Origin of the sequence: Escherichia sp. WS3063, assembly GCF_046486595.1 — a bacterium.
Taxonomy (GTDB): domain Bacteria; phylum Pseudomonadota; class Gammaproteobacteria; order Enterobacterales; family Enterobacteriaceae; genus Escherichia; species Escherichia coli.
In genome coordinates, this window is the sequence record NZ_JBJQKY010000005.1 from 135,494 (window position 1) to 156,792 (window position 21,299).

Consider the following 21,299-nt stretch of genomic DNA (forward strand, 5'->3'; position numbering starts at 1 on the left):
AATTGCTATGAACGAAGCCGTTAGCCCAGGTGCGCTTAGCACCCTGTTCACCGATGCCCGCACTCACAACGGCTGGCGGGAGACACCCGTCAGTGATGAGACGTTACGGGAGATTTATGCCCTGATGAAATGGGGGCCGACATCAGCTAACTGTTCTCCGGCACGGATCGTGTTTATCCGCACTGCAGAAGGAAAAGAACGTCTGCGCCCGGCGCTTTCCAGCGGCAATCTGCAAAAAACCCTGACCGCGCCCGTCACCGCTATCGTCGCCTGGGACAGTGAATTTTATGAACGGTTACCACAGCTGTTTCCTCACGGCGATGCCCGCAGTTGGTTTACCTCCAGCCCACAACTTGCCGAAGAAACAGCGTTTCGCAACAGTTCCATGCAGGCGGCCTATCTGATCGTCGCCTGCCGTGCGCTGGGGCTGGATACCGGCCCGATGTCGGGTTTTGACCGTCAACACTTAGACGACGCTTTTTTTGCAGGCAGCACGCTGAAGAGCAACCTGCTGATTAATATCGGCTATGGCGATAGCAGCAAGCTTTATGCGCGCCTGCCACGTCTGTCCTTTGAGGAAGCCTGCGGGCTGTTGTAAGGAGCAAACAATGAACATTGTCGATCAACAAACCTTTCGCGATGCGATGTCCTGTATAGGCGCGGCGGTCAATATCATCACTACGGACGGTCCAGCCGGGCGCGCCGGGTTCACCGCCAGCGCCGTCTGCAGCGTGACCGATACGCCGCCCACATTACTGGTGTGCCTGAATCGTGGGGCGTCCGTCTGGCCGGTATTCAATGAAAATCGAACGCTGTGTGTAAATACACTTAGCGCCGGGCAGGAGCCGCTTTCAAACCTTTTTGGCGGCAAAACGCCCATGGAACACCGCTTTGCCGCCGCCCGCTGGCAGACGGGTGTGACCGGATGCCCGCAACTGGAAGAAGCACTGGTTTCGTTTGACTGCCGTATCAGCCAGGTGGTGAGCGTCGGCACCCACGACATTCTGTTTTGCGCCATCGAAGCGATTCATCGTCACGCCACCCCCTACGGGCTGGTGTGGTTTGATCGCAGTTATCACGCGCTGATGCGCCCTGCTTGTTAACCTCCTTAAGGAGACAGCTGATGGCAATGTTCGGTTTTCCTCACTGGCAGTTAAAATCGACCTCTACAGAGAGCGGCGTGGTCGCGCCGGATGAACGATTGCCGTTTGCTCAGACAGCAGTAATGGGCGTTCAACACGCGGTGGCGATGTTTGGCGCGACGGTGTTAATGCCTATTCTGATGGGGCTGGATCCCAATCTTTCCATTTTGATGTCGGGGATCGGCACGTTACTGTTTTTCTTTATTACCGGCGGGCGCGTCCCCAGTTATCTCGGCTCCAGCGCGGCTTTTGTCGGCGTGGTGATTGCCGCGACGGGCTTTAACGGTCAGGGCATTAACCCGAATATCAGCATTGCGCTGGGCGGGATTATCGCCTGTGGGCTGGTTTATACCGTCATTGGCCTGGTGGTGATGAAAATCGGTACGCGCTGGATTGAACGGCTAATGCCGCCGGTGGTGACGGGTGCGGTGGTGATGGCGATTGGCCTGAACTTAGCGCCTATCGCAGTGAAAAGTGTATCGGCTTCGGCCTTTGATAGCTGGATGGCGGTAATGACGGTGCTGTGTATTGGGCTGGTAGCGGTGTTTACCCGTGGCATGATCCAGCGGTTATTGATTCTCGTAGGATTAATTGTCGCCTGTCTGCTGTATGGCGTGATGACCAACGTTTTAGGGCTGGGAAAAGCCGTCGATTTTACTCTCGTCAGCCATGCTGCCTGGTTCGGTCTGCCACATTTTTCCACTCCTGGTTTTAATGGCCAGGCGATGATGTTGATTGCGCCCGTGGCGGTGATTCTGGTGGCGGAAAACTTAGGTCATCTCAAGGCGGTCGCCGGGATGACCGGACGCAATATGGATCCGTATATGGGACGGGCATTCGTCGGTGATGGGCTGGCGACGATGCTTTCCGGCTCTGTCGGCGGTAGCGGCGTCACCACCTATGCTGAAAATATCGGTGTGATGGCCGTGACCAAAGTCTACTCGACGCTGGTGTTTGTTGCTGCTGCCGTCATCGCCATGCTGTTGGGCTTTTCGCCGAAATTTGGCGCGCTGATCCATACCATTCCGGCCGCGGTGATTGGTGGTGCATCAATTGTTGTGTTCGGGCTGATTGCCGTCGCAGGCGCAAGGATCTGGGTACAAAACCGTATCGATTTAAGCCAGAACGGTAATTTGATTATGGTCGCAGTAACCTTAGTGCTGGGCGCGGGTGATTTTGCTCTCACGCTGGGCGGTTTTACGTTGGGAGGGATCGGTACAGCAACCTTTGGCGCGATTTTACTCAATGCGTTATTAAGCAGAAGGTTGGTTGACGTTCCACCGCCAGAAGTTATTCATCAGGAGCCATAAACAGAAAACCGCCGGGGTTACCGGCGGTGATGGCTTTTTGACGAGCTTAAGAAAAAAATGCATTCGTCATTGATTAGCCCGGCTAGTTGTCGCTTTTGCCGTGACTGCTCTTGCCACCTTTTTTACCTGCTTCAGATGCGCGCTGCGGGTCATTCTTGAAATTACCCCCGCTGTGCTGTCCACCTTTTTTACCTGCTTCTGATGCTCTTTCGCGGTCTTCTGCAAAATTGCCGGAACCGCCTCGATGGTTTGCCATTACTGACCTCCGTCTGGGTATAGACATCATATTGCATAGAATTAACGCGGCGTATGGCGGCTGCCATATTTTCGCTACGTGGGACTAAGCTTAGTGAACTGACGTGGGCAGACCCGCGTTTGGTAATATCCTGCAACAGCTTCTTAGCGAGAATAGATATCATCTCCAATAATTATCCATAAGCCGCTCTTATGATTAAAAAAACGCGATGAGATAAAAATGTGTCATTTTGCGACAAAATTACGTGCTTGTGAAAGTTGTTATAAATCAAATAAGTGGTTGTGAAATTTGCACTCTGAAAAGGACGTCTTATCTTTAAATAAGTGGTAGCGAATCGCTACGGAATAGAGATAACACGAGGAGTGGTTAGAAATGGCTAAAGTTCTGGTGCTTTATTATTCCATGTACGGACATATTGAAACGATGGCACGCGCAGTCGCTGAGGGTGCAAGCAAAGTGGATGGCGCAGAAGTTGTCGTTAAGCGTGTACCGGAAACCATGCCGCCGCAATTATTTGAAAAAGCAGGTGGTAAAACGCAAACTGCACCGGTTGCAACCCCGCAAGAACTGGCCGATTACGACGCCATTATTTTTGGTACACCTACCCGCTTTGGCAACATGTCCGGTCAAATGCGTACCTTCCTCGACCAGACGGGCGGCCTGTGGGCTTCCGGCGCACTATACGGAAAACTGGCGAGCGTCTTTAGTTCCACCGGTACTGGCGGTGGTCAGGAACAAACTATTACTTCAACCTGGACGACCCTTGCGCATCACGGCATGGTGATTGTCCCCATTGGCTACGCAGCGCAGGAATTATTTGACGTTTCACAGGTTCGCGGCGGTACGCCATACGGCGCAACCACTATCGCAGGCGGTGACGGTTCACGCCAGCCCAGCCAGGAAGAACTGTCTATTGCTCGTTATCAAGGGGAATATGTCGCAGGTCTGGCAGTTAAACTTAACGGCTAATCTTCAACAGGAGGATACGCATGCCAACTCAAGAAGCGAAAGCTCATCACGTCGGTGAATGGGCATCTCTGCGCAATACGTCGCCGGAAATAGCCGAGGCCATTTTCGAAGTCGCCGGGTACGACGAAAAAATGGCGGAAAAGATTTGGGAAGAAGGTAGCGATGAAGTGTTAGTCAAAGCCTTTGCTAAGACCGACAAAGATTCGCTTTTTTGGGGCGAACAGACCATCGAACGTAAAAACGTTTAACCAGCGACTCCCCCGTAGCGAACGGGGGAGTTTTCTGTTATTTCACCGCTTCATTCAACACGCTATCAAACTTATCCATTGGGCAGAAACCGTTGGTATCTATCGGACAACCGCTTAATTCCAGCGTCACGCGCTGCGCAGGTGCCTGAAGGGTTAACGCGTCAGCATTACGTAACTGTTCTGCACTCTGGTACACATACTCGATTTTCATCAGGTCGCGATTGGTTTTGCTGTCATGCCAACGCTGGAAAACGATTTTGCCGCCAATCGGCGTGCGTTCGTTCTGGTCATGCAACTGATACGGTTTGAAATCCAGCGCCGTTAACAGAGAGGCAATGTTGGAGTCATGCCCAACTAACACCGTGATTTTTGGAGCGCTGGTGCGATCGGTGACCAGGGCTTTGTCGATATAACTGACCAGCGGTTTCGCAACATTGCGCGCCACTTCCGGTGAGGTAAACAGGCTGTCCTGGTAACCGTTTTTCAGCTTCGACAACACCTTCCACTGCTGGTCAGATTTGATTTCTCCCCACGCCACCTGATCCATCGGAAAACCTTCGTAGTATTGCAAAGTAAACGCATCTACCAGCGAGTTGCCGACTTTCAGCGGCCCGGAAACGCCCGGTTCTTGTTGATACTTCGCGCTAAAAGTATTTTTGCCATCTACAAGCGAACATTGTTGCTTCTCTTTACACGCAGGAGAATCTTTATAGTTAACGATTTTTTCCAGTAGCTGGTAGCTGTCGGTAAGCTGGAGTTTACCGAGCTCTTTCTCCATTGCCACCACCGCCTGTTCACTGAATGCGGCGGAATCATCGGTGATCACCGGATTAAAGGTTGGGTCCATAGTGCCCATTTTTTCCTGGTGATGCACAGGAATATCGCACCCCGGGAATGCGCCGGTAATAAAGAACTGTGCAGTCGCAACGGTACGTTGCAGACTATTGGCATAGGCATATACGGTGTCCGGCGGCGGGCATTCCCCCGATTTTACCATCCCCTGCTCTGCCAGCCATTCACGCATGTAATGGCCCATATACACTTCGAGCACGCCACCTTTGGTGGTGAGTTGCCCACCGGGGACGTCCCATTCTGGCCATTTATTCGGCGTCGACTGCTCCAGCACACTGCCATTGTTCGCCAGCGGCGCACGTAAGTTATGGCGGCTCATCATGAGCACTTGCTGTAGCTGATAGCCTTCCGGTGTGGTCTGTGCCTGCACATTCGAAGAGAGTAAAACCATCCCTGCCACAGCTGCGGCGATTAGCGTTTTGTTCATTCCTGGCACCTCTTTTGTTATCAATCACTAAAGAGTGTGACAGAAATATGACTTTTTTCCGGGAACAGGTTCGCAAAATGGCTTGTTGAAAACCTGTTTTTCTATATACATCTTCAAAAACAGGCAAGGTTTGACGCAAACTATGCCTGATTAGCCCCTGCCTCGCGTACGCCGCTGATAATTGCACCTGTGGCTAAACAGAATATCTGCGGCGTTACCAATACAGAAACAATATTTACCAATAAAAAAGTGTGAGACTAATAACAATGGTTTATAGCATACGCCTTTGTCATTAAATTGCATAACGAGTTAAATAGTCGAGTTGCGCATTCCTTTCCTTATTGTTTAACTTGTAAGCCTGAGCAAAAAGTTCAGGAGGGAGGTAAACGTCATAATGATTGCTAGTATTCATTAAATAACCACACTCAAGGTCTTCATCTGTTGAAAATGATTCGTTCCCCAAGGAGATTGATGCCACATTACTGGTAACAATAAACGATGAGCAAATGCTATCTGAAAGAACAGCAAGAAAATTCTTCACCGCTTTAATCCTATCCGAAGCGTCGGTATCTAAAGCAAGCAACTTCTTGTTATCTTTAAATATAAACTCGGGTAAATGCAGGATACATTTTTCGTTATTCAAGCAACTATCAATGAATTGTTTTTTAAAAAACAGAAAGCTCCATGACATATGACTACCCACACCCTGAATTTTGTTGTCAGATTGCAGATCAACGCCAAATAATGTCTTAACATCTTCCCTGAGATCACAAAATGCAGCATCAACAAGAGCCTCGATTGTTGGTTTATCAACAATTTTAATAAACTCTTCATATACTTCCTTTTGCGTCTTATGACTGCCCAGCGCCCATGAATAATCATGTTGTTTTAAAACCAGTATGGCTCTTAACAGACAATATCCATCGCCATCTACTGGAGCGTATTTTAATTCATAAGTTTTATTAATTTCACTCTGAATAAAAGATATACCAGACAAATCAATACCAGTATCTAAATCAGATATTCCCGGCGTATTTATCTGTTCTGGATGGACACTTATATTTTCATCTTCTAAACAATACTCAGAAAAAACATCATCACACGCATTAATGCTTTCAATATATTCCATAAAGCCATACCAATAATAACCTTTAAAATCTGTGATAGACTCTGAAGCTCTGCCCGGTAAGGATACTCTAACAATATCAATATCTCGAACATATTGTATAGTATATGTAATACCTCCTGAAACCCCTGAATAAATTTCCGTACCATTAGTACGCAATGTTCTCATAAATAATGAGAGATCATTATCATTCTGCATTTCCTCAAATTCTTTTTCTAGTGATTCGCATTCCAGGCATGGAATGTAGTCTTCAGCTTTTTGACGTCTGATTTCTTTATACAACCGCATAAAACACACCAGTGTGTTTTCAAAAAGCGTGATTGAATATGTTTGATTTTTTTCGTGCTCTTTTTTTATATTGTGCCAGGCTTGTTTCAAATAATTATTTGCAGTGCAACTAATTCCATGTATATTACTACCCATATATAGCGCCTATAAAATTTAATAAATAATGACGCACTAGTAAAACTTAAAGTGCCTGGTTCAACTATCAAAAATCGCTCACCCTTTTTCACCTGTTTAAAATATGTTCAGCCCCCCCACCTTGAGGGACCTCCTCTCCGCGATGATTTCAATAACATATTCTGTGTTGGCATATGAAATTTTGAGGATTACCCTACACTTATAGGAGTTACCTTACAGGGGTTCCTTCAATTTGTGTTGATTTACGCGAGATAACGCTATGGAATTAAAGGATTATTACGCCATCATGGGCGTGAAACCGACGGACGATCTCAAGACAATCAAGACCGCCTATCGTCGACTGGCCCGCAAATACCATCCTGATGTCAGCAAAGAACCGGATGCCGAAGCCCGCTTCAAAGAGGTCGCTGAAGCCTGGGAAGTGTTAAGTGATGAACAACGTCGCGCTGAGTATGATCAGATGTGGCAACATCGCAACGATCCGCAATTTAACCGTCAGTTCCATCATGGCGACGGTCAGAGTTTTAATGCCGAAGATTTTGACGATATCTTCTCATCAATTTTCGGTCAGCATGCCCGCCAGAGTCGTCAACGCCCCGCCACACGCGGCCACGATATTGAAATCGAAGTGGCGGTATTCCTCGAAGAAACGCTTACTGAGCATAAGCGTACCATCAGCTATAACCTGCCGGTTTATAACGCCTTTGGCATGATCGAACAGGAAATCCCGAAAACGCTGAATGTGAAGATCCCGGCAGGGGTCGGCAATGGTCAACGTATCCGCCTGAAAGGCCAGGGGACGCCGGGCGAAAACGGCGGTCCAAATGGCGATTTGTGGCTGGTGATTCATATTGCGCCACATCCGCTGTTTGATATTGTCGGCCAGGATCTGGAAATTGTGGTGCCGGTTAGCCCGTGGGAAGCGGCGCTGGGTGCTAAAGTCACCGTTCCAACACTGAAAGAAAGCATTTTGCTGACTATCCCGCCTGGCAGCCAGGCCGGGCAACGATTGCGCGTTAAAGGCAAAGGTCTGGTGAGCAAAAAACAGACCGGCGATCTGTATGCGGTACTGAAAATCGTGATGCCGCCGAAACCGGATGAAAACACTGCCGCGCTGTGGCAGCAACTGGCAGACGCCCAGTCGTCTTTTGAACCACGTAAAGATTGGGGGAAAGCATAATGGCTAATGTTACGGTGACTTTTACTATTACCGAATTTTGCCTGCATACCGGCATCTCTGAAGAGGAGTTGAATGAAATTGTCGGTTTGGGGGTGGTTGAACCGCGTGAGATCCAGGAAACAACCTGGGTATTTGACGACCATGCCGCCATTGTGGTGCAACGTGCGGTACGCCTGCGTCATGAACTGGCTCTGGACTGGCCGGGGATCGCGGTGGCGCTGACGTTAATGGATGATATTGCGCACCTGAAGCAGGAAAACCGCCTGCTGCGCCAGCGGCTTTCCCGGTTTGTAGCTCATCCATGATGTGTGTTTGCCGGATGTGATGACGCATCTTAACCGGTCCACAAAGAGTACTTTTCCTGTGGGCCGGTTAAGGCGTTCACGCCGCGTCCGGCGGCGGTGCCCTAATGCCTGATGCGACGCTAAACGCGTCTTATCAGGCCAACAAACGACGTTATCTGTTTTGGTGGTCGCACTCCACTAACACCAGCAATAACTGGCTTAGTGCCGCGTAAAAACCAAAGCTATCATACTGACGACAACGCGCAGCAAACTCTGGTAACCATTCCCGCAGCGCCGTCAGTGTTTTTTGCCGCAAACTGTCGATTCTTCGCGCAGGAACGCTCCCCTCTCCCAGCGAAAAATGCAGATGGCTGAGCAATTCGAGATAGATCGCCAGATGATCTGCCGGTTCGTTGAAATTGCCGCTGGTTTCCATCCCTGCCTCAACTAACAAGCGTTTAATCTCTTGCTCGTCCTGTTTGTAGGCCGATGCATAAGGCAGCGCCGCTTGTTTGTCGGTCATCAGAAACAGGCCGCAAAAGTCAGCGGCCAGTTCCAGACGAGCGTCGTCACGCACTGTCAGAGCGGCAATTTTAGTTTCCAGCTTGTTCACCGCCGCTGTGAGCGGCGGTTCACTTTTCAGCAAAGAAAACCATTCAGCCATCTGCGCACTGGCGATCTGCGTCAGTTGTTCATCGTCCAGTTCACGGGAGAACAACTGCGCCAGCCAGGCGTAAACACAGGCAATCTGTTGTGCTGTCAGCGTGGTCATGATTTCACCTGCGACGCGGGAACATATTCACACTGCGCCACCATCTCCACGGGGCCGTTAAACGCCGTTACCTGCTCCACTGTTCCGTTGTACTTCTCAATTTCCACCAGCGTAGTGTGCGCACTGGTCGCCTGCGCCAACTGCGAAGTACCGATGTCAATGGTCAACACGTTGGGATTACCGTATTTGCACAGCGCACCAGGCTCGCCGCCTTTATCTGGATCGTACCATGCCCCTTCATGAATTCGTGCCACGCCGGGTGCATAGCGGTCAGAAACCACTGCCCCAGCCAACACCTGACCGCGAGCGTTAAAGACGCGTACCACATCACCGTTACGAATACCGCGCGCGCTGGCATCCTGCGGGTTAATGAACACTGGCTCTTTGCCCGCTACCGTATATTGCTGACGCAGAGTTTCCGACTCACATAACTGCGAGTGAAGTCGGAAATCCGGATGCACAGATTGCAGATGCAACGGATACTTCTGCGAGCCGGGCCCGCCGTGGGAGCGTTCGATTTTCTCAAACCACATCGGATGCCCCTGACAATCGTCGTAGTTCATATCGGCGATGGTTTTCGAGTAGATCTCAATCAGGCCACTCGGCGTGCCCAGCGGTTCGAGATCCGGATCTTCGCGGAATGCCTGGTGGCGAACAAACATCTGCGGATGGTCAAACTCGACGTACTCTTTGTTATTCCAGAAGTCATCAAACGCTGGCAGATGAACGCCGCGTCCTTTGCCCTGTTGTACACCTTCCTGCCAGATGCGTTTCAGCCAGCCCATTTCGTCCAGCCCTTCGGTAAAGGCTTCTTCGCGATTAAAGCGACGGCACAGCTCGCGGAAAATATCAAAGTCGTTGCGCGCCTCAAACTGCGGCGGCACGACCTGTTTCATGGCGATAATGCCACGGTTAGAGTGGTTACCGTACTGGTCGAGATCGTTACGCTCAAACTGCGTGGTCGCAGGCAGTACGATATCGGCAAAGCGGCAGGTTGAGGTCCACTGGTTATCTATGGCGATAACCGTTTCCAGCTTGCGCCAGCCTTCGATAATACGGTTAATCTGCTGATGACGATGGAACGGGTTAGTTCCGGCAAAAATACACATTTTCAGCGGTGGCAGTTTTACCGATTTACCATTCCAGTTGATCACTTTTCCCGGTTCGAGGATCGCATCGACAAAACGGGCAATCGGAATAGTGCTGCTATAGCCTTGGTAGTCGCTGTTGTCGTGAACAGGTGGAATCGACGTAGAACCGGAGAAACCACTCAGAATAACGCCTTTACGCCCCGGCGTGCCTGCGCCGTTATAGTGCCAGCCAAAACCGAAGCCACCACCCGGCAGGCCAATTTGCCCCAACATCGCCGCCAGAACCACAATCATCCACGCCCACTGTTCACCGTGCTGCATACGCTGTACGCACCAACCAGCAATAATCTGCGTTCTGTTCGCCGCCATCTGCCGCGCCAGCCCACGAATGGTTTCGGCATCAATGCCGGTCAGTTTTTCAGCCCATGCGGCATCTTTCGGCTGACCGTCTTTCTCACCCAGCAGATACGGCAGGAACTGCTCAAAACCTACACAGTAGTTAGCGAGGAAGTTTTTGTCGTACAGGTTTTCACTGTACAGCGTATACGCCAGCGCCAGTTGCAGCGGCACGTCAGTTTGCGGGTTAACCGCAATGTGCTTCACATGCTCGCGCCCCAGATATTCATGGGTGGATGTGACAACAGGATCGATGCTGATGACCTCAATTTCACCGGCGGCGACTTTCGCTTTTAGCTGCTCGTAATATTCATAAACATCGTGATCCGGGCACCACCAGTTCGCTTGCTGGTTTTTCATCAAATCAGAGCCCCACAGCACAATGGTTTTGCTGTTCTGCAATACCAGCGGCCAGGAGGTTTGCTGTTCATACACTTCCATTGAGCCAACCACGCGCGGCAGGATCACCTGCGCAGCACCGGTAGAGTAATCTCCGCCCGTACCAACGCTATTACCATGCAAGGCAATAGCTTTCGCCAGCATCCCCGAAGCGTTATGGAACATCCCCGTCGATTGCCAACCACTGGCGGTCAGCAAGGCACTCGGCCCGTGAGTTTTCTGTACGCGTTCCAGTTCTTCATAGAACATGTCGAGGGCTTCATCCCAGCTCACGCGCACAAAACGGTTATCACCGCGCTGGGAAGTGTTGCTCAGATGGCGCTTACGTAGCCAGTCCACGCGTACCATCGGATAACGAATACGCGCCGCGTTGTGTACGTGATCCGGCAATCCGGCGATCATTTTCGACGGATATTTATCCAGTTCGAACGGTTTTGCCGCCACAAAGCGACCATCCTTCACCGTCGCGCGGATAGCCCCCCAGTGCGACCCGGTAAGAATGCCCTCTTTCGAGATGACAGCCTCAGTCGCCGCTTGCGCCGCAGTCGCACGGCGCGGCGTTAACAATGACGGCCCCAGCATCCCGGCGACGGTTAAGCCGCCGAGTTGTGCCAGAAAACGCCGACGTGATGCCTGAAAGAGATCGTTATTGTTCATTATTTTTCTTCCTTCTTATCGCCGTGAGCCTTACCTGCGGTGTCAGACGCATTCATTTGCAGATATTTCAACAAGGTGCGTTCTTCACGTTTATCGAGGCTGGTAAAGCCAATCATGCCGTTGAGCGTGCCGATCCAACCGTTAGCGTCAAAGTGGGATATTTCCGGTGCGCCGTGGCACTGATTACAGGTGCCGTTGTACAGCGAATCCGCATAAGCCCAGATCGGTTTGATATCGTTTACCATGTCGCCTTTCTTCATCCACGCAGTGGCTTGCAACTTGCTCCACTCGGTATTGGTGTCGGCAACGGTGGTTTTCTCCAGCGTTTTCACCTGCTGCTGCACATCACCACGAATCGAGGCAACAAAGATGCGTTTACCTGGGAATTGGGTGAGTACACGCTGACGTCCTGCACTTTCCGTCCAGCCAGTGATTTCAATTTGCAGCCAGTCGCCGTCACGTTTAAGGACTTTCACTTCCGAAGCAGGCAGCAGAGAACCAGACGCTTCTTTATCGCCTTTCGCCGCATAAATCGGCTTAATATCAATGGAGTACAGCGTGTCACCACTGTCATTAGCACTGGCGCGCAGCTCATCGAACTGCTTACGGAAGCCACTACTCATATCCGGTAACTGGTGGGCAATACCTTTATGACAGTCGATGCAGGATTGATTATCTTTCGCTGCCACCTTCATCTGACGCGCCGCTTCAGGATGCTGCTTCGCATGGTCCATCGCATCGTAGTTATGGCAGGAGCGGCAGGTTGCCGAGTTGTTTTCTTTCATTCGCGCCCATTCACGCTCGGCAAGTTCCGCGCGTTTGGCTTCAAATTTCTCTGGTGTATCAATGGAGTGGGCAATAAAGGTCTGGTAAATGTCGTTGCTCGCTTCCAGTTTGCGCTTCACCATGCCTGGAATATCCGGCGGGATATGACAGTCATGGCATTCAGCTCGCACGCCGGAGGCGTTCTGGAAATGCACCGACTGTTTATATTCTTCATACACCGGTTGCATACTGTGGCAACTGACACAAAATTCGGTTGTGCTGGTGACTTTGATCCCAACGTGTGGCAATACAATCAGCGCAATGCCAATCACAATCCCAATAGCGACCAGCGCCAGTACCGACCAACGAGCACTGGGTCGGCGTAGCGCGTTCCAGAGTTTCCGCATAATAGCCCCTGTAAAATTATGGTTTAGTGAAGCGATCTTAATGAGTAAATATGAACAGCGGCACTGGTCAGGATGAACGGCTTACGGCAGAATATGAACAGATATGAACAGAATGAGTAAAACCCTCTGATGCCACATCACATTGTTATTGTTGAAGATGAGCCGGTTACCCAGGCGCGATTACAATCCTACTTCACTCAGGAGGGGTATACCGTTTCCGTTACGGCGAGCGGTGCCGGGCTGCGGGAAATTATGCAGAATCAGTCGGTGGATTTAATTCTGCTGGATATCAATTTGCCCGATGAAAATGGCCTGATGTTAACCCGCGCCCTGCGAGAACGCTCAACGGTGGGGATTATTCTGGTTACCGGACGCAGCGATCGGATTGACCGTATTGTTGGACTGGAAATGGGCGCAGACGATTACGTCACCAAACCGCTGGAACTGCGCGAACTGGTAGTACGGGTGAAAAATCTGCTCTGGCGAATCGACCTCGCGCGACAGGCGCAACCGCTCACTCAGGACAACTGCTATCGCTTTGCGGGTTATTGCCTGAATGTGTCGCGCCATACGCTGGAGAGAGATGGCGAGCCAATTAAACTGACCCGCGCAGAGTATGAAATGTTGGTGGCATTTGTGACTAATCCGGGCGAAATTCTCAGCCGTGAACGTCTGCTGCGTATGCTTTCTGCGCGTCGGGTGGAAAACCCTGACCTGCGCACCGTCGATGTGTTAATTCGTCGTTTACGCCATAAACTCAGCGCGGATTTACTGGTGACGCAACATGGCGAAGGTTATTTCTTAGCCGCTGATGTGTGCTGATAATAATAGACCGGACGAAATCCCCCCGGTGACAGCGAGCGGCGGATATGTTCGCGGTCGGCATTTTTCGGCGTCAGAACTAAAATCGGTGGGCTGACATTATCAGACACCGATTGCCCCTGTAATTGCCTGATGGCCTGCTCAACCGCCAGTTCCCCCTGCCAGACCATTTGATCGCTGGCAGCCATAATCACTCTTCCCCGCTTCAGCCCGCGATACACCTGATGTGAAAGATAAAACGACACCACGGTAAGCGGTGTTTTCAGGTTACGCCCTTCCCCCATTGCCGCCTCTGCCGCAATGGCCGTTCCGGCAACGACGTCGATTTCTGGATGGCGCTCCAGCATCTCCTGCAACAGGTTACGCTGGATTTCAATATCGTTATCACCGAGCGCAATATCAACAATACGTACCGGACTTCCGGCAATGGCTGCGCGAAAACCCTCTACCATCTCCTTACTGCCCCCGGCGTTATCGGGGCCGGGCATCAACAGCACGTTCAGTGGTTTACCGTGCGCCCATTGCACCAGATATCGCCCTGGTTGATAGCCCATCTGAAACCAGGGCACACCAACGCGGCTTTTCACGTGGGGAGCATCAATAGCATTCACCAGTTCGATCACCGGCAGATTTGCTACCTGCTTTTGCAGATCGGGAAATGACGTCGTGCTACTACCGAGCAAAATGGCCTCTGCGCCCCACTGTTTACACTGGTCGATTTGTGCTTGCTGCGTAGCCAACTGGCTGTAGCCGCCTGCCTCCAGCACTTTTAAATCCACACCGTAGCGGCGAGCAGCCTCCTGCATACCATAGTTCAACGATAACCAGTATGAATCTTTCAGGCTGGGATAAAGCGCGCACAGTTTCCATGCGCGTTTGGCTTTAAGCGGCGTAGAGGCTTGCACCGAGAAATGCTGCGCATCATGCCAGCGCAACAGGTTATCAGCCGAAAATGCCGATAACATGAAAAGGGAAAGAAGTAACAATAGCAGTACGCGCATGATAGCCTCATCAATAATAAGGCTTTATGCTAGATGCATTCCGCTTTGCGACTCAACCTTTTTCACCTTAAGTGCACCGACCGTGAATTTAACCCTGACCCGAAGACTCTGGATGGGCTTTGCCCTGATGGCGCTGTTAACCCTGACCAGTACCCTGGTGGGATGGTACAACCTGCGCTTTATCAGCCAGGTGGAAAAAGACAACACTCAGGCATTGATTCCTACCATGAATATGGCGCGCCAGTTGAGCGAAGCCAGCGCCTGGGAACTTTTCGCCGCGCAGAACCTGACCAGTGCCGATAACGAAAAGATGTGGCAGGCGCAGGGGCGAATGCTCACCGCACAAAGCCTGAAGATTAATGCGTTGCTGCAAGCGTTACGGGAACAAGGTTTTGATACCACCGCTATTGAACAACAGGAGCAGGAGATCTCCCGTTCGTTACGTCAGCAAGGGGAACTGGTGGGGCAGCGTTTGCAACTGCGCCAGCAACAACAGCGACTCAGTCAGCAGATAGTCGCCGCCGCCGATGAAATCGCACGCCTGGCGCAAGGTCAGGCGAATAATGCGGCAACTTCCGCCGGAGCGACCCAGGCCGGGATTTACGATTTGATCGAACAACATCAGCGTCAGGCCGCAGAAAGTGCACTCGATCGGCTGATTGATATCGATCTTGAGTATGTTAACCAGATGAATGAACTGCGCCTTAGCGCCCTGCGGGTGCAGCAAATGGTGATGAATCTGGGGCTGGAGCAGATCCAGAAAAATGCAGCAACGCTGGAACACCAGCTCAATAATGCGGTGAAAATTCTGCAACGTCGGCAAATACGCATTGAAGATCCGGGAGTTCGTGCTCAGGTCGCAACAACGTTAACTACCGTTAGCCAATATAGCGATTTGCTGGCGCTGTATCAGCAGGACAGTGAAATCAGCAATCGCCTGCAAACTCTCGCCCAAAATAACATCGCCCAGTTCGCGCAGTTTAGTAGCGAAGTCAGTCAGCTGGTCGACACCATTGAGCTGCGTAATCAGCACGGACTGGCGCATCTGGAAAAAGCCAGTGCACGCGGGCAATACAGCCTGTTATTGCTGGGGATGGTTTCACTTTGCGCACTGATTCTGATCCTCTGGCGCGTGGTTTATCGCTCAGTCACGCGTCCACTTGCCGAACAAACGCAGGCGCTGCAACGGCTGCTGGACGGTGATATTGACTCCCCTTTCCCGGAAACCGCTGGCGTACGGGAGCTGGACACCATCGGGCGGCTGATGGATGCGTTTCGCAGCAGTGTTCATGCACTGAATCGCCACCGCGAACAGCTGGCGGCGCAGGTCAAAGCGCGTACAGCTGAATTGCAGGAACTGGTGATAGAACACCGACAGGCACGGGCGGAAGCAGAAAAAGCCAGCCAGGCAAAATCGGCGTTTCTGGCGGCGATGAGCCATGAGATCCGCACACCGCTGTACGGTATTCTCGGCACCGCACAGCTACTGGCAGATAATCCCACACTTAACGCCCAGCGTGATGATTTGCGGGCAATTACCGACTCTGGTGAATCGTTGCTGACCATCCTCAACGATATTCTCGATTATTCGGCTATCGAAGCAGGCGGCAAGAATGTTTCGGTCAGCGATGAACCCTTTGAACCGCGCCCGCTGCTGGAAAGTACCCTGCAATTAATGAGCGGAAGGGTGAAAGGTCGCCCGATTCACCTGGCAACAGCAATTGCCGACGATGTACCGACTGCGTTAATGGGCGATCCGCGGCGTATTCGTCAGGTCATTACCAACCTGTTGAGCAACGCCCTGCGTTTTACTGACGAAGGGCAGATCGTTTTACGTAGCCGCACTGATGGCGAGCAATGGCTGGTCGAAGTGGAAGACAGCGGCTGCGGTATTGATCCCGCGAAACTGGCAGAAATCTTCCAGCCATTTGTGCAGGTAAGCGGCAAACGCGGCGGCACCGGGCTGGGGCTGACTATCAGTAGCCGTCTGGCCCAGGCGATGGGCGGCGAACTGAGCGCCACCAGCACGCCGGAAGTTGGAAGCTGTTTTTGTTTACGCTTGCCGTTACGTGTTGCCACTGCTCCCGTGCCAAAAACAGTCAATCAGGCGGTGCGTCTGGACGGTTTACGTTTGCTGTTAATTGAAGATAACCCGCTAACCCAGCGGATTACCGTTGAGATGTTGAACAGCAGTGGGGCGCAGGTCGTTGCGGTAGGAAATGCCGCGCACGCGATAGAGACGTTGCAAAATAGCGAACCGTTTGCTGCCGCACTGGTGGATTTTGATCTGCCCGATATCGACGGCATTACGCTTGCCCGGCAACTGGCACAGCAATATCCGTCGCTGGTTTTGATTGGCTTTAGCGCTCATGTCATCGACGAAACGTTGCGCCAGCGTACCAGTTCATTATTTCGCGGGATTATCCCTAAACCGGTGCCGCGTGAAGTGCTCGGTCAGTTACTGGCGCACTATCTTCAACTGCAAGTCAATAACGATCAACCGCTGGATGTATCGCAACTCAATGAAGATGCTCAGTTGATGGGGACGGAGAAGATCCACGAATGGCTGATATTATTTAAACAACATGCCCTGCCGCTTCTCGATGAAATCGACATTGCCCGCACCAGCCAGAACAGCGAAAAAATAAAGCGTGCCGCACATCAGCTAAAAAGCAGTTGCTCGAGTCTGGGAATGCGTAGCGCCAGCCAGCTTTGCGCACAACTGGAGCAGCAGCCATTATCTGCCCCCCTTCCACACGAAGAAATTACACGCAGTGTTGCCGCTCTGGAAGCATGGTTAATAAGAAAGACCTGAACGCGATTTGAATCAATATCAGCCAGTTAAGAACAACTAGAATAGTGGCATTTGGTATGCAACTTAACGGACTGGCAAAATCATGGCAGAGAAAAAAAGAACCCGCTGGCAGCGGCGGCCAGGCACGACGGGCGGCAAATTACCGTGGAATGACTGGCGCAATGCCACGACCTGGCGTAAAGCGACGCAATTATTACTGTTGGCAATGAATATTTATATTGCCATCACGTTCTGGTATTGGGTGCGCTATTACGAAACGGCAGGTAGTACGACATTTGTCGCCAGGCCAGGAGGCATCGAAGGCTGGCTACCGATTGCCGGTCTGATGAATCTGAAATATAGCCTTGCAACAGGCCAGTTACCGTCCGTCCACGCCGCCGCGATGCTGTTATTGGTCGCTTTTATCGTCATCAGTCTATTACTCAAAAAGGCCTTTTGTTCATGGTTATGCCCGGTTGGTACGCTTTCTGAATTAATCGGCGATCTCGGTAACAAACTGTTTGGTCGGCAATTTGTCCTTCCCCGCTGGTTGGATATTCCTCTGCGCGGCGTGAAGTATTTGCTGTTGAGTTTTTTTCTCTATATCGCGTTATTGATGCCCGCTCAGGCGATTCACTATTTTATGTTGTCGCCCTACAGCGTGGTGATGGACGTTAAAATGCTCGATTTCTTTCGTCATATGGGGACCGCGACATTAATCAGCGTGACCGTTTTGCTGATTGCCAGCCTGTTTATTCGCCATGCCTGGTGTCGTTATCTTTGCCCATATGGCGCGCTGATGGGCGTGGTTTCGCTATTATCACCGTTTAAGATTCGTCGCAATGCCGAAAGTTGTATCGACTGTGGCAAATGCGCAAAAAATTGCCCATCGCGGATCCCGGTCGATAAATTAATTCAGGTACGAACAGTGGAATGTACCGGCTGTATGACTTGCGTAGAGTCATGTCCGGTAGCCTCAACATTGACCTTTTCACTGCAAAAACCTGCGGCAAATAAAAAAGCTTTTGCGTTGTCTGGCTGGTTAATGACACTACTGGTTCTGGGGATTATGTTTGCGGTGATTGGTTACGCAATGTATGCGGGAGTATGGCAAAGCCCGGTACCGCAGGAATTGTACCGACGCATAATTCCACAAGCGCCAATGATTGGTCACTAAATTAGCAACAAGCGGAACATCACCTCGCACGGGGTGATGTTCACAAAATCACATTATTTTGATTTTGACATCATAACTTTCAAGCCCGGTCATTTTTTCCCGTGCGGTGAAGCGAATTTCAGAGACTTCTTTCCCTGTATTCTTGTTCAGCTCGGCGATTTTTTGCGCGATAAAGTCGGCGATTTCCGTTTCGGCTTGTTTTTTTAACTCTTCAATATTCACTGTTAACCTCGTCTGGTCTTGAAAGACAGCAACACGCCAGTAAGGTGTTGGTTCCCGGTACCCTGGTCAGGTAAGAAATGTTATAAGCCATCTCCCCGAAAGATTCAATAATCAACAGGTTATCGCTTACTATACATACAGCGTTGAAGAAAAATAAGGCAGATATAAAAAAGGCTCCACGAGGGAGCCTGATATTATTTTGTGAAATCCAGCGGCGCATGGTCAGTGCGTATTTGCAGCGCGACGTTATCAAAGGTGATCATCGTCGATTTACAAAAAATACACTTAGCGCCCAAAGGGTTTCGCTCCGTCACATCGAATGCCGATGTGCGGTACTGTGAACCATGACAACATGGACAGCGGAAATGGAGATGTTGAGTAATAACGGCAACCTTAGAGCGTAACAACGTTCGCTGCCGCGGGGCCACGTTGCCCCTGCTCAATAGAAAATTCAACTTTCTGATTTTCGTTCAGCGTGCGGAATTCATTGCTCTGGATGGCGGTGAAATGGACGAAAACGTCTTTGCTGCCATCATCAGGAGTGATAAAGCCAAAACCTTTATCTGCGTTAAACCATTTTACTAAACCAGTCATTTTATTAGACATATTTTACTTCCTTCATTTTGGGCCTTTCGGCAAACAGGGCTTTAATACAGAAACTACTTAGTGTTCAGGAGAGAGACTCAAAAGAAGGGGATAATGCCTGATAATGAGAACTGCTTTAGTAAACTACTTTGTATGCTGTCTGTCTTTCAAACCGACGCAGCTATTAACGCATGATAATTGAGATTAAGCAAATTTTATTTTAGCCGTCCGGCGGTCTTAAATATCGCTGGCTTTATTTTATTAACCCCGTATAGTGCAGCGCAGTATTTTCAGTAAGGAATTTGTTTGTCCCGTAAAATGACAGGAATTGTCAAAACCTTTGATCGCAAAAGCGGCAAAGGATTCATTATCCCCTCCGACGGTCGTAAAGAAGTCCAGGTCCATATTTCCGCATTCACTCCCCGCGACGCAGAAGTGCTTATACCAGGATTACGCGTGGAATTTTGCCGCGTAAATGGCCTGCGAGGACCAACAGCGGCAAATGTTTATTTGTCTTGATGGAGAGCGCACGCCGGTATGCGTGCTTCATTCACGATTTGCGTAAAACCGGCCAACGAACACATGCCCTGCGCGTTTCGCTCTTCACATCCTGCCAGGGTCAGTTTCACCTCTCCGGGCGGCGTATTTAATGATAGCGGCGTTTTATCACGCATCTGCTGTAAAGTCTGAAAGACCAGCGAAACCTGAATCCACTGGCTGTTATCGCCAAGCCGACGCCAGCGTTCAAACACCAGTTCACCTCCTGGCGGCGTGTTATCCGGCTGACCAGGAAGCGTCCAGTTGAGCTCCAGTGCGCCGCCGAGATTTGCCAGATTAGTATCGTGTCCGGCGATAAACAGCACTGAAGTGGGTAATGTCACACCATACGCCTGTTTTTGCGGTGGATGGGGCGTCAACGCTGCCATGATCAAATCCAATAACGGGGTGGCGCGACTGCGGGCAACCTCTGGCGTGCGTTGTAGTAAATAAAATTGCGCGTTATGCAAACTTAGCAAGGTGTTCCACTGGTGTGAATCAGTGATCCTTCCCCACCCCGGCTCCGGCATTCCTTGTGCCTGTTGCAGGAGAAATATCTCCGTCAGCATTGACGCTAGGCTTACCGCACCGGTTAATGAGACATTGTCGACGCTCACCTTGAGTTCCGATGGTAATGCCTGCGTTAATGAACAGCTTTCGTCCTGTTTCTCACGGTTAAGGCACAAGTTTGATTGCGGAAAATTAAGCACCCGTTCCAGTTCGCGAAACGCCGTTTGCCGATGCCCGGTAAAGTCAGCAATTGACCCTCCTGCCCTGCTGAGGATCGCGTCAGTCACGTTCGCATTATCCAGTTGGCAAACGCCAGTTTTTAGAGGATTAAATAACGGATCGGGACTGGACGTATCTGCCTGGGTATGTACGGTTATTGCACAGTCAGGTGCCAGCCCGGCGGCGAAGGCTTCGCCTGTTTTACGGGTACGCTCGTCGACATCAGCAATAATCGCGACCTGACCAGGCTGCGGGCAGCCCTTTTTCGCCAGCAATCCGTCAGCCACCAGACGCTGGCGTTGGTAATGTCCAAGATAAGCGATTAGCTCACCACCGCGCGGTGTCAGCCAACCCAGTTTTACCGGCCAGGTTGGCCATGCGTCTGGGGTGACATCCTGCATCAGTTGCGTGGCCTTGGTTGGAGCACGCACACCATGACGACTGACAATCACCACACTTTCCAGCTTCAGCTCCGGCTCACTCTGAGCGAATGCAGATTGCGGGGTGAACGGAATCAGAAGAGATAAGAATGGGATTAAGATCGCTTTCATCGATATGTTTCCGCTTTTCATATCTGACATTATTGATTGCCTGATGCGATGCTAATGCGCCACATCAGGCTTACGTTCGTTAACTTTTCAGACGCGGGTCCAGCCATACCAACACAAGGGTGGAGAGCGAACACATCAACAAAATGCCGACGAACCAAAGTAAATACCACATTGTTC

The 21,299-nt window shown here is 50.9% G+C and carries 23 protein-coding genes and 1 pseudogene; 11 read left to right on the forward strand and 13 right to left on the reverse strand.

All coding sequences use genetic code 11. The annotated features are described in order from the left end of the window. The first annotated feature begins 7 nt into the window (after positions 1 to 7). Genes ACJHYW_RS06875 through rutG form a run of 3 tightly spaced genes read left to right on the forward strand, consistent with a single transcriptional unit; the run spans position 8 to position 2,452 of the window. The gene (locus ACJHYW_RS06875) at positions 8 to 598 is read left to right on the forward strand and encodes a malonic semialdehyde reductase (protein ID WP_001001170.1); all 591 of its coding nucleotides are present in this window, start codon (positions 8 to 10) and stop codon (positions 596 to 598) included. A gap of 10 nt (positions 599 to 608) precedes the next feature. Beyond that, entirely contained in the window at positions 609 to 1,103 is a 495-nt protein-coding gene (gene rutF, locus ACJHYW_RS06880; protein ID WP_001028079.1) for an NADH-dependent FMN reductase RutF, read from the forward strand. Positions 1,104 to 1,123: 20 nt separating this feature from the next. Continuing rightward, the gene (gene rutG / locus ACJHYW_RS06885) at positions 1,124 to 2,452 is read left to right on the forward strand and encodes a pyrimidine utilization transport protein G (protein WP_001240620.1); all 1,329 of its coding nucleotides are present in this window, start codon (positions 1,124 to 1,126) and stop codon (positions 2,450 to 2,452) included. 82 nt (positions 2,453 to 2,534) lie between these two features. Here rutG and ACJHYW_RS06890 read toward each other — a convergent pair whose 3' ends face one another. Beyond that, on the reverse strand, positions 2,535 to 2,708 hold the full coding sequence (locus tag ACJHYW_RS06890; RefSeq protein WP_001273658.1) for a general stress protein: 174 nt from the start codon (positions 2,706 to 2,708) through the stop codon (positions 2,535 to 2,537). Positions 2,709 to 3,080: 372 nt separating this feature from the next. Here ACJHYW_RS06890 and wrbA point away from each other — a divergent pair, with 372 nt between their 5' ends. Beyond that, complete coding sequence (gene wrbA / locus ACJHYW_RS06895; RefSeq protein ID WP_001151437.1) at positions 3,081 to 3,677, forward strand: NAD(P)H:quinone oxidoreductase; 597 nt, start codon at positions 3,081 to 3,083, stop codon at positions 3,675 to 3,677. Positions 3,678 to 3,697: 20 nt separating this feature from the next. Next, a complete protein-coding gene (locus tag ACJHYW_RS06900) occupies positions 3,698 to 3,925 on the forward strand; it encodes a YccJ family protein (RefSeq protein ID WP_001143120.1) in 228 nt (75 codons plus the stop codon). Between the two features lie 37 nt (positions 3,926 to 3,962). Here ACJHYW_RS06900 and agp read toward each other — a convergent pair whose 3' ends face one another. After that, positions 3,963 to 5,204 carry a bifunctional glucose-1-phosphatase/inositol phosphatase gene (agp, locus tag ACJHYW_RS06905; protein WP_001044284.1) on the reverse strand — a complete coding sequence of 414 codons (1,242 nt, stop codon included), beginning with the start codon at positions 5,202 to 5,204 and terminating at the stop codon, positions 3,963 to 3,965. 292 nt (positions 5,205 to 5,496) lie between these two features. After that, positions 5,497 to 6,753, reverse strand: a complete 1,257-nt coding sequence (locus ACJHYW_RS06910; protein ID WP_000535338.1) for a YccE family protein — start codon at positions 6,751 to 6,753, stop codon at positions 5,497 to 5,499. A gap of 259 nt (positions 6,754 to 7,012) precedes the next feature. Here ACJHYW_RS06910 and cbpA point away from each other — a divergent pair, with 259 nt between their 5' ends. Both cbpA and cbpM read left to right on the forward strand, forming a co-directional pair. After that, positions 7,013 to 7,933, forward strand: a complete 921-nt coding sequence (cbpA, locus tag ACJHYW_RS06915) for a curved DNA-binding protein (protein ID WP_000420622.1) — start codon at positions 7,013 to 7,015, stop codon at positions 7,931 to 7,933. After that, positions 7,933 to 8,238: a chaperone modulator CbpM gene (cbpM, locus tag ACJHYW_RS06920; protein WP_000024560.1), complete on the forward strand. Its 306-nt coding sequence runs from the start codon at positions 7,933 to 7,935 to the stop codon at positions 8,236 to 8,238. Before cbpA ends, cbpM begins: the two co-directional genes overlap by 1 nt. 151 nt (positions 8,239 to 8,389) lie before the next feature. Here cbpM and torD read toward each other — a convergent pair whose 3' ends face one another. Genes torD through torC form a run of 3 tightly spaced genes read right to left on the reverse strand, consistent with a single transcriptional unit; the run spans position 8,390 to position 12,704 of the window. Then, the gene (gene torD / locus ACJHYW_RS06925) at positions 8,390 to 8,989 is read right to left on the reverse strand and encodes a molecular chaperone TorD (protein WP_000209909.1); all 600 of its coding nucleotides are present in this window, start codon (positions 8,987 to 8,989) and stop codon (positions 8,390 to 8,392) included. Further along, positions 8,986 to 11,532, reverse strand: coding sequence for a trimethylamine-N-oxide reductase TorA (torA, locus tag ACJHYW_RS06930; protein ID WP_001063150.1), 2,547 nt, complete (start codon positions 11,530 to 11,532; stop codon positions 8,986 to 8,988). The genes torD and torA overlap by 4 nt, the downstream gene beginning before the upstream one ends. Next, positions 11,532 to 12,704, reverse strand: coding sequence for a pentaheme c-type cytochrome TorC (gene torC, locus ACJHYW_RS06935; RefSeq protein ID WP_001230244.1), 1,173 nt, complete (start codon positions 12,702 to 12,704; stop codon positions 11,532 to 11,534). The genes torA and torC overlap by 1 nt, the downstream gene beginning before the upstream one ends. A gap of 129 nt (positions 12,705 to 12,833) precedes the next feature. On the opposite strand from torC, the gene torR reads away from it, so the two are divergent. Beyond that, positions 12,834 to 13,526 (forward strand): two-component system response regulator TorR, encoded by a 693-nt coding sequence (torR, locus tag ACJHYW_RS06940; protein ID WP_001120126.1) that lies wholly within the window; start codon positions 12,834 to 12,836, stop codon positions 13,524 to 13,526. Here the strand turns inward: torR and torT are convergent. Further along, positions 13,499 to 14,527, reverse strand: coding sequence for a TMAO reductase system periplasmic protein TorT (gene torT / locus ACJHYW_RS06945; protein ID WP_001265012.1), 1,029 nt, complete (start codon positions 14,525 to 14,527; stop codon positions 13,499 to 13,501). The genes torR and torT overlap by 28 nt on opposite strands. An 82-nt stretch (positions 14,528 to 14,609) precedes the next feature. On the opposite strand from torT, the pseudogene torS reads away from it, so the two are divergent. Together torS and ACJHYW_RS06955 are read left to right on the forward strand one after the other, a co-directional pair. Continuing rightward, a pseudogene (torS, locus tag ACJHYW_RS06950) lies at positions 14,610 to 17,353 on the forward strand (TMAO reductase system sensor histidine kinase/response regulator TorS). A gap of 71 nt (positions 17,354 to 17,424) precedes the next feature. Further along, the gene (locus tag ACJHYW_RS06955; RefSeq protein ID WP_000818468.1) at positions 17,425 to 18,498 is read left to right on the forward strand and encodes a 4Fe-4S binding protein; all 1,074 of its coding nucleotides are present in this window, start codon (positions 17,425 to 17,427) and stop codon (positions 18,496 to 18,498) included. A gap of 48 nt (positions 18,499 to 18,546) precedes the next feature. Here ACJHYW_RS06955 and ACJHYW_RS06960 read toward each other — a convergent pair whose 3' ends face one another. From ACJHYW_RS06960 to cspG, 4 genes are read right to left on the reverse strand one after another with little or no spacing between them, the layout of a single operon-like run. Beyond that, complete coding sequence (locus tag ACJHYW_RS06960; protein ID WP_001019197.1) at positions 18,547 to 18,720, reverse strand: GnsA/GnsB family addiction module toxin; 174 nt, start codon at positions 18,718 to 18,720, stop codon at positions 18,547 to 18,549. Continuing rightward, complete coding sequence (ymcE, locus tag ACJHYW_RS06965; protein ID WP_001323678.1) at positions 18,710 to 18,940, reverse strand: protein YmcE; 231 nt, start codon at positions 18,938 to 18,940, stop codon at positions 18,710 to 18,712. The genes ACJHYW_RS06960 and ymcE overlap by 11 nt, the downstream gene beginning before the upstream one ends. Beyond that, positions 18,915 to 19,103 (reverse strand): cold-shock protein, encoded by a 189-nt coding sequence (locus tag ACJHYW_RS06970; protein WP_071524879.1) that lies wholly within the window; start codon positions 19,101 to 19,103, stop codon positions 18,915 to 18,917. The genes ymcE and ACJHYW_RS06970 overlap by 26 nt, the downstream gene beginning before the upstream one ends. 10 nt (positions 19,104 to 19,113) lie before the next feature. Further along, positions 19,114 to 19,326 carry a cold shock protein CspG gene (gene cspG, locus ACJHYW_RS06975; RefSeq protein WP_000066490.1) on the reverse strand — a complete coding sequence of 71 codons (213 nt, stop codon included), beginning with the start codon at positions 19,324 to 19,326 and terminating at the stop codon, positions 19,114 to 19,116. A gap of 285 nt (positions 19,327 to 19,611) precedes the next feature. On the opposite strand from cspG, the gene cspH reads away from it, so the two are divergent. Continuing rightward, the gene (gene cspH / locus ACJHYW_RS06980; protein ID WP_000087763.1) at positions 19,612 to 19,824 is read left to right on the forward strand and encodes a cold shock-like protein CspH; all 213 of its coding nucleotides are present in this window, start codon (positions 19,612 to 19,614) and stop codon (positions 19,822 to 19,824) included. Here the strand turns inward: cspH and appA are convergent. Together appA and cbdX are read right to left on the reverse strand one after the other, a co-directional pair. Next, positions 19,812 to 21,122 carry a bifunctional acid phosphatase/4-phytase gene (gene appA, locus ACJHYW_RS06985; protein ID WP_001361410.1) on the reverse strand — a complete coding sequence of 437 codons (1,311 nt, stop codon included), beginning with the start codon at positions 21,120 to 21,122 and terminating at the stop codon, positions 19,812 to 19,814. The genes cspH and appA overlap by 13 nt on opposite strands. Positions 21,123 to 21,201: 79 nt before the next feature. Beyond that, positions 21,202 to 21,294: a cytochrome bd-II oxidase subunit CbdX gene (cbdX, locus tag ACJHYW_RS06990; RefSeq protein ID WP_000270305.1), complete on the reverse strand. Its 93-nt coding sequence runs from the start codon at positions 21,292 to 21,294 to the stop codon at positions 21,202 to 21,204. Between the last annotated feature and the right edge of the window lie 5 nt (positions 21,295 to 21,299).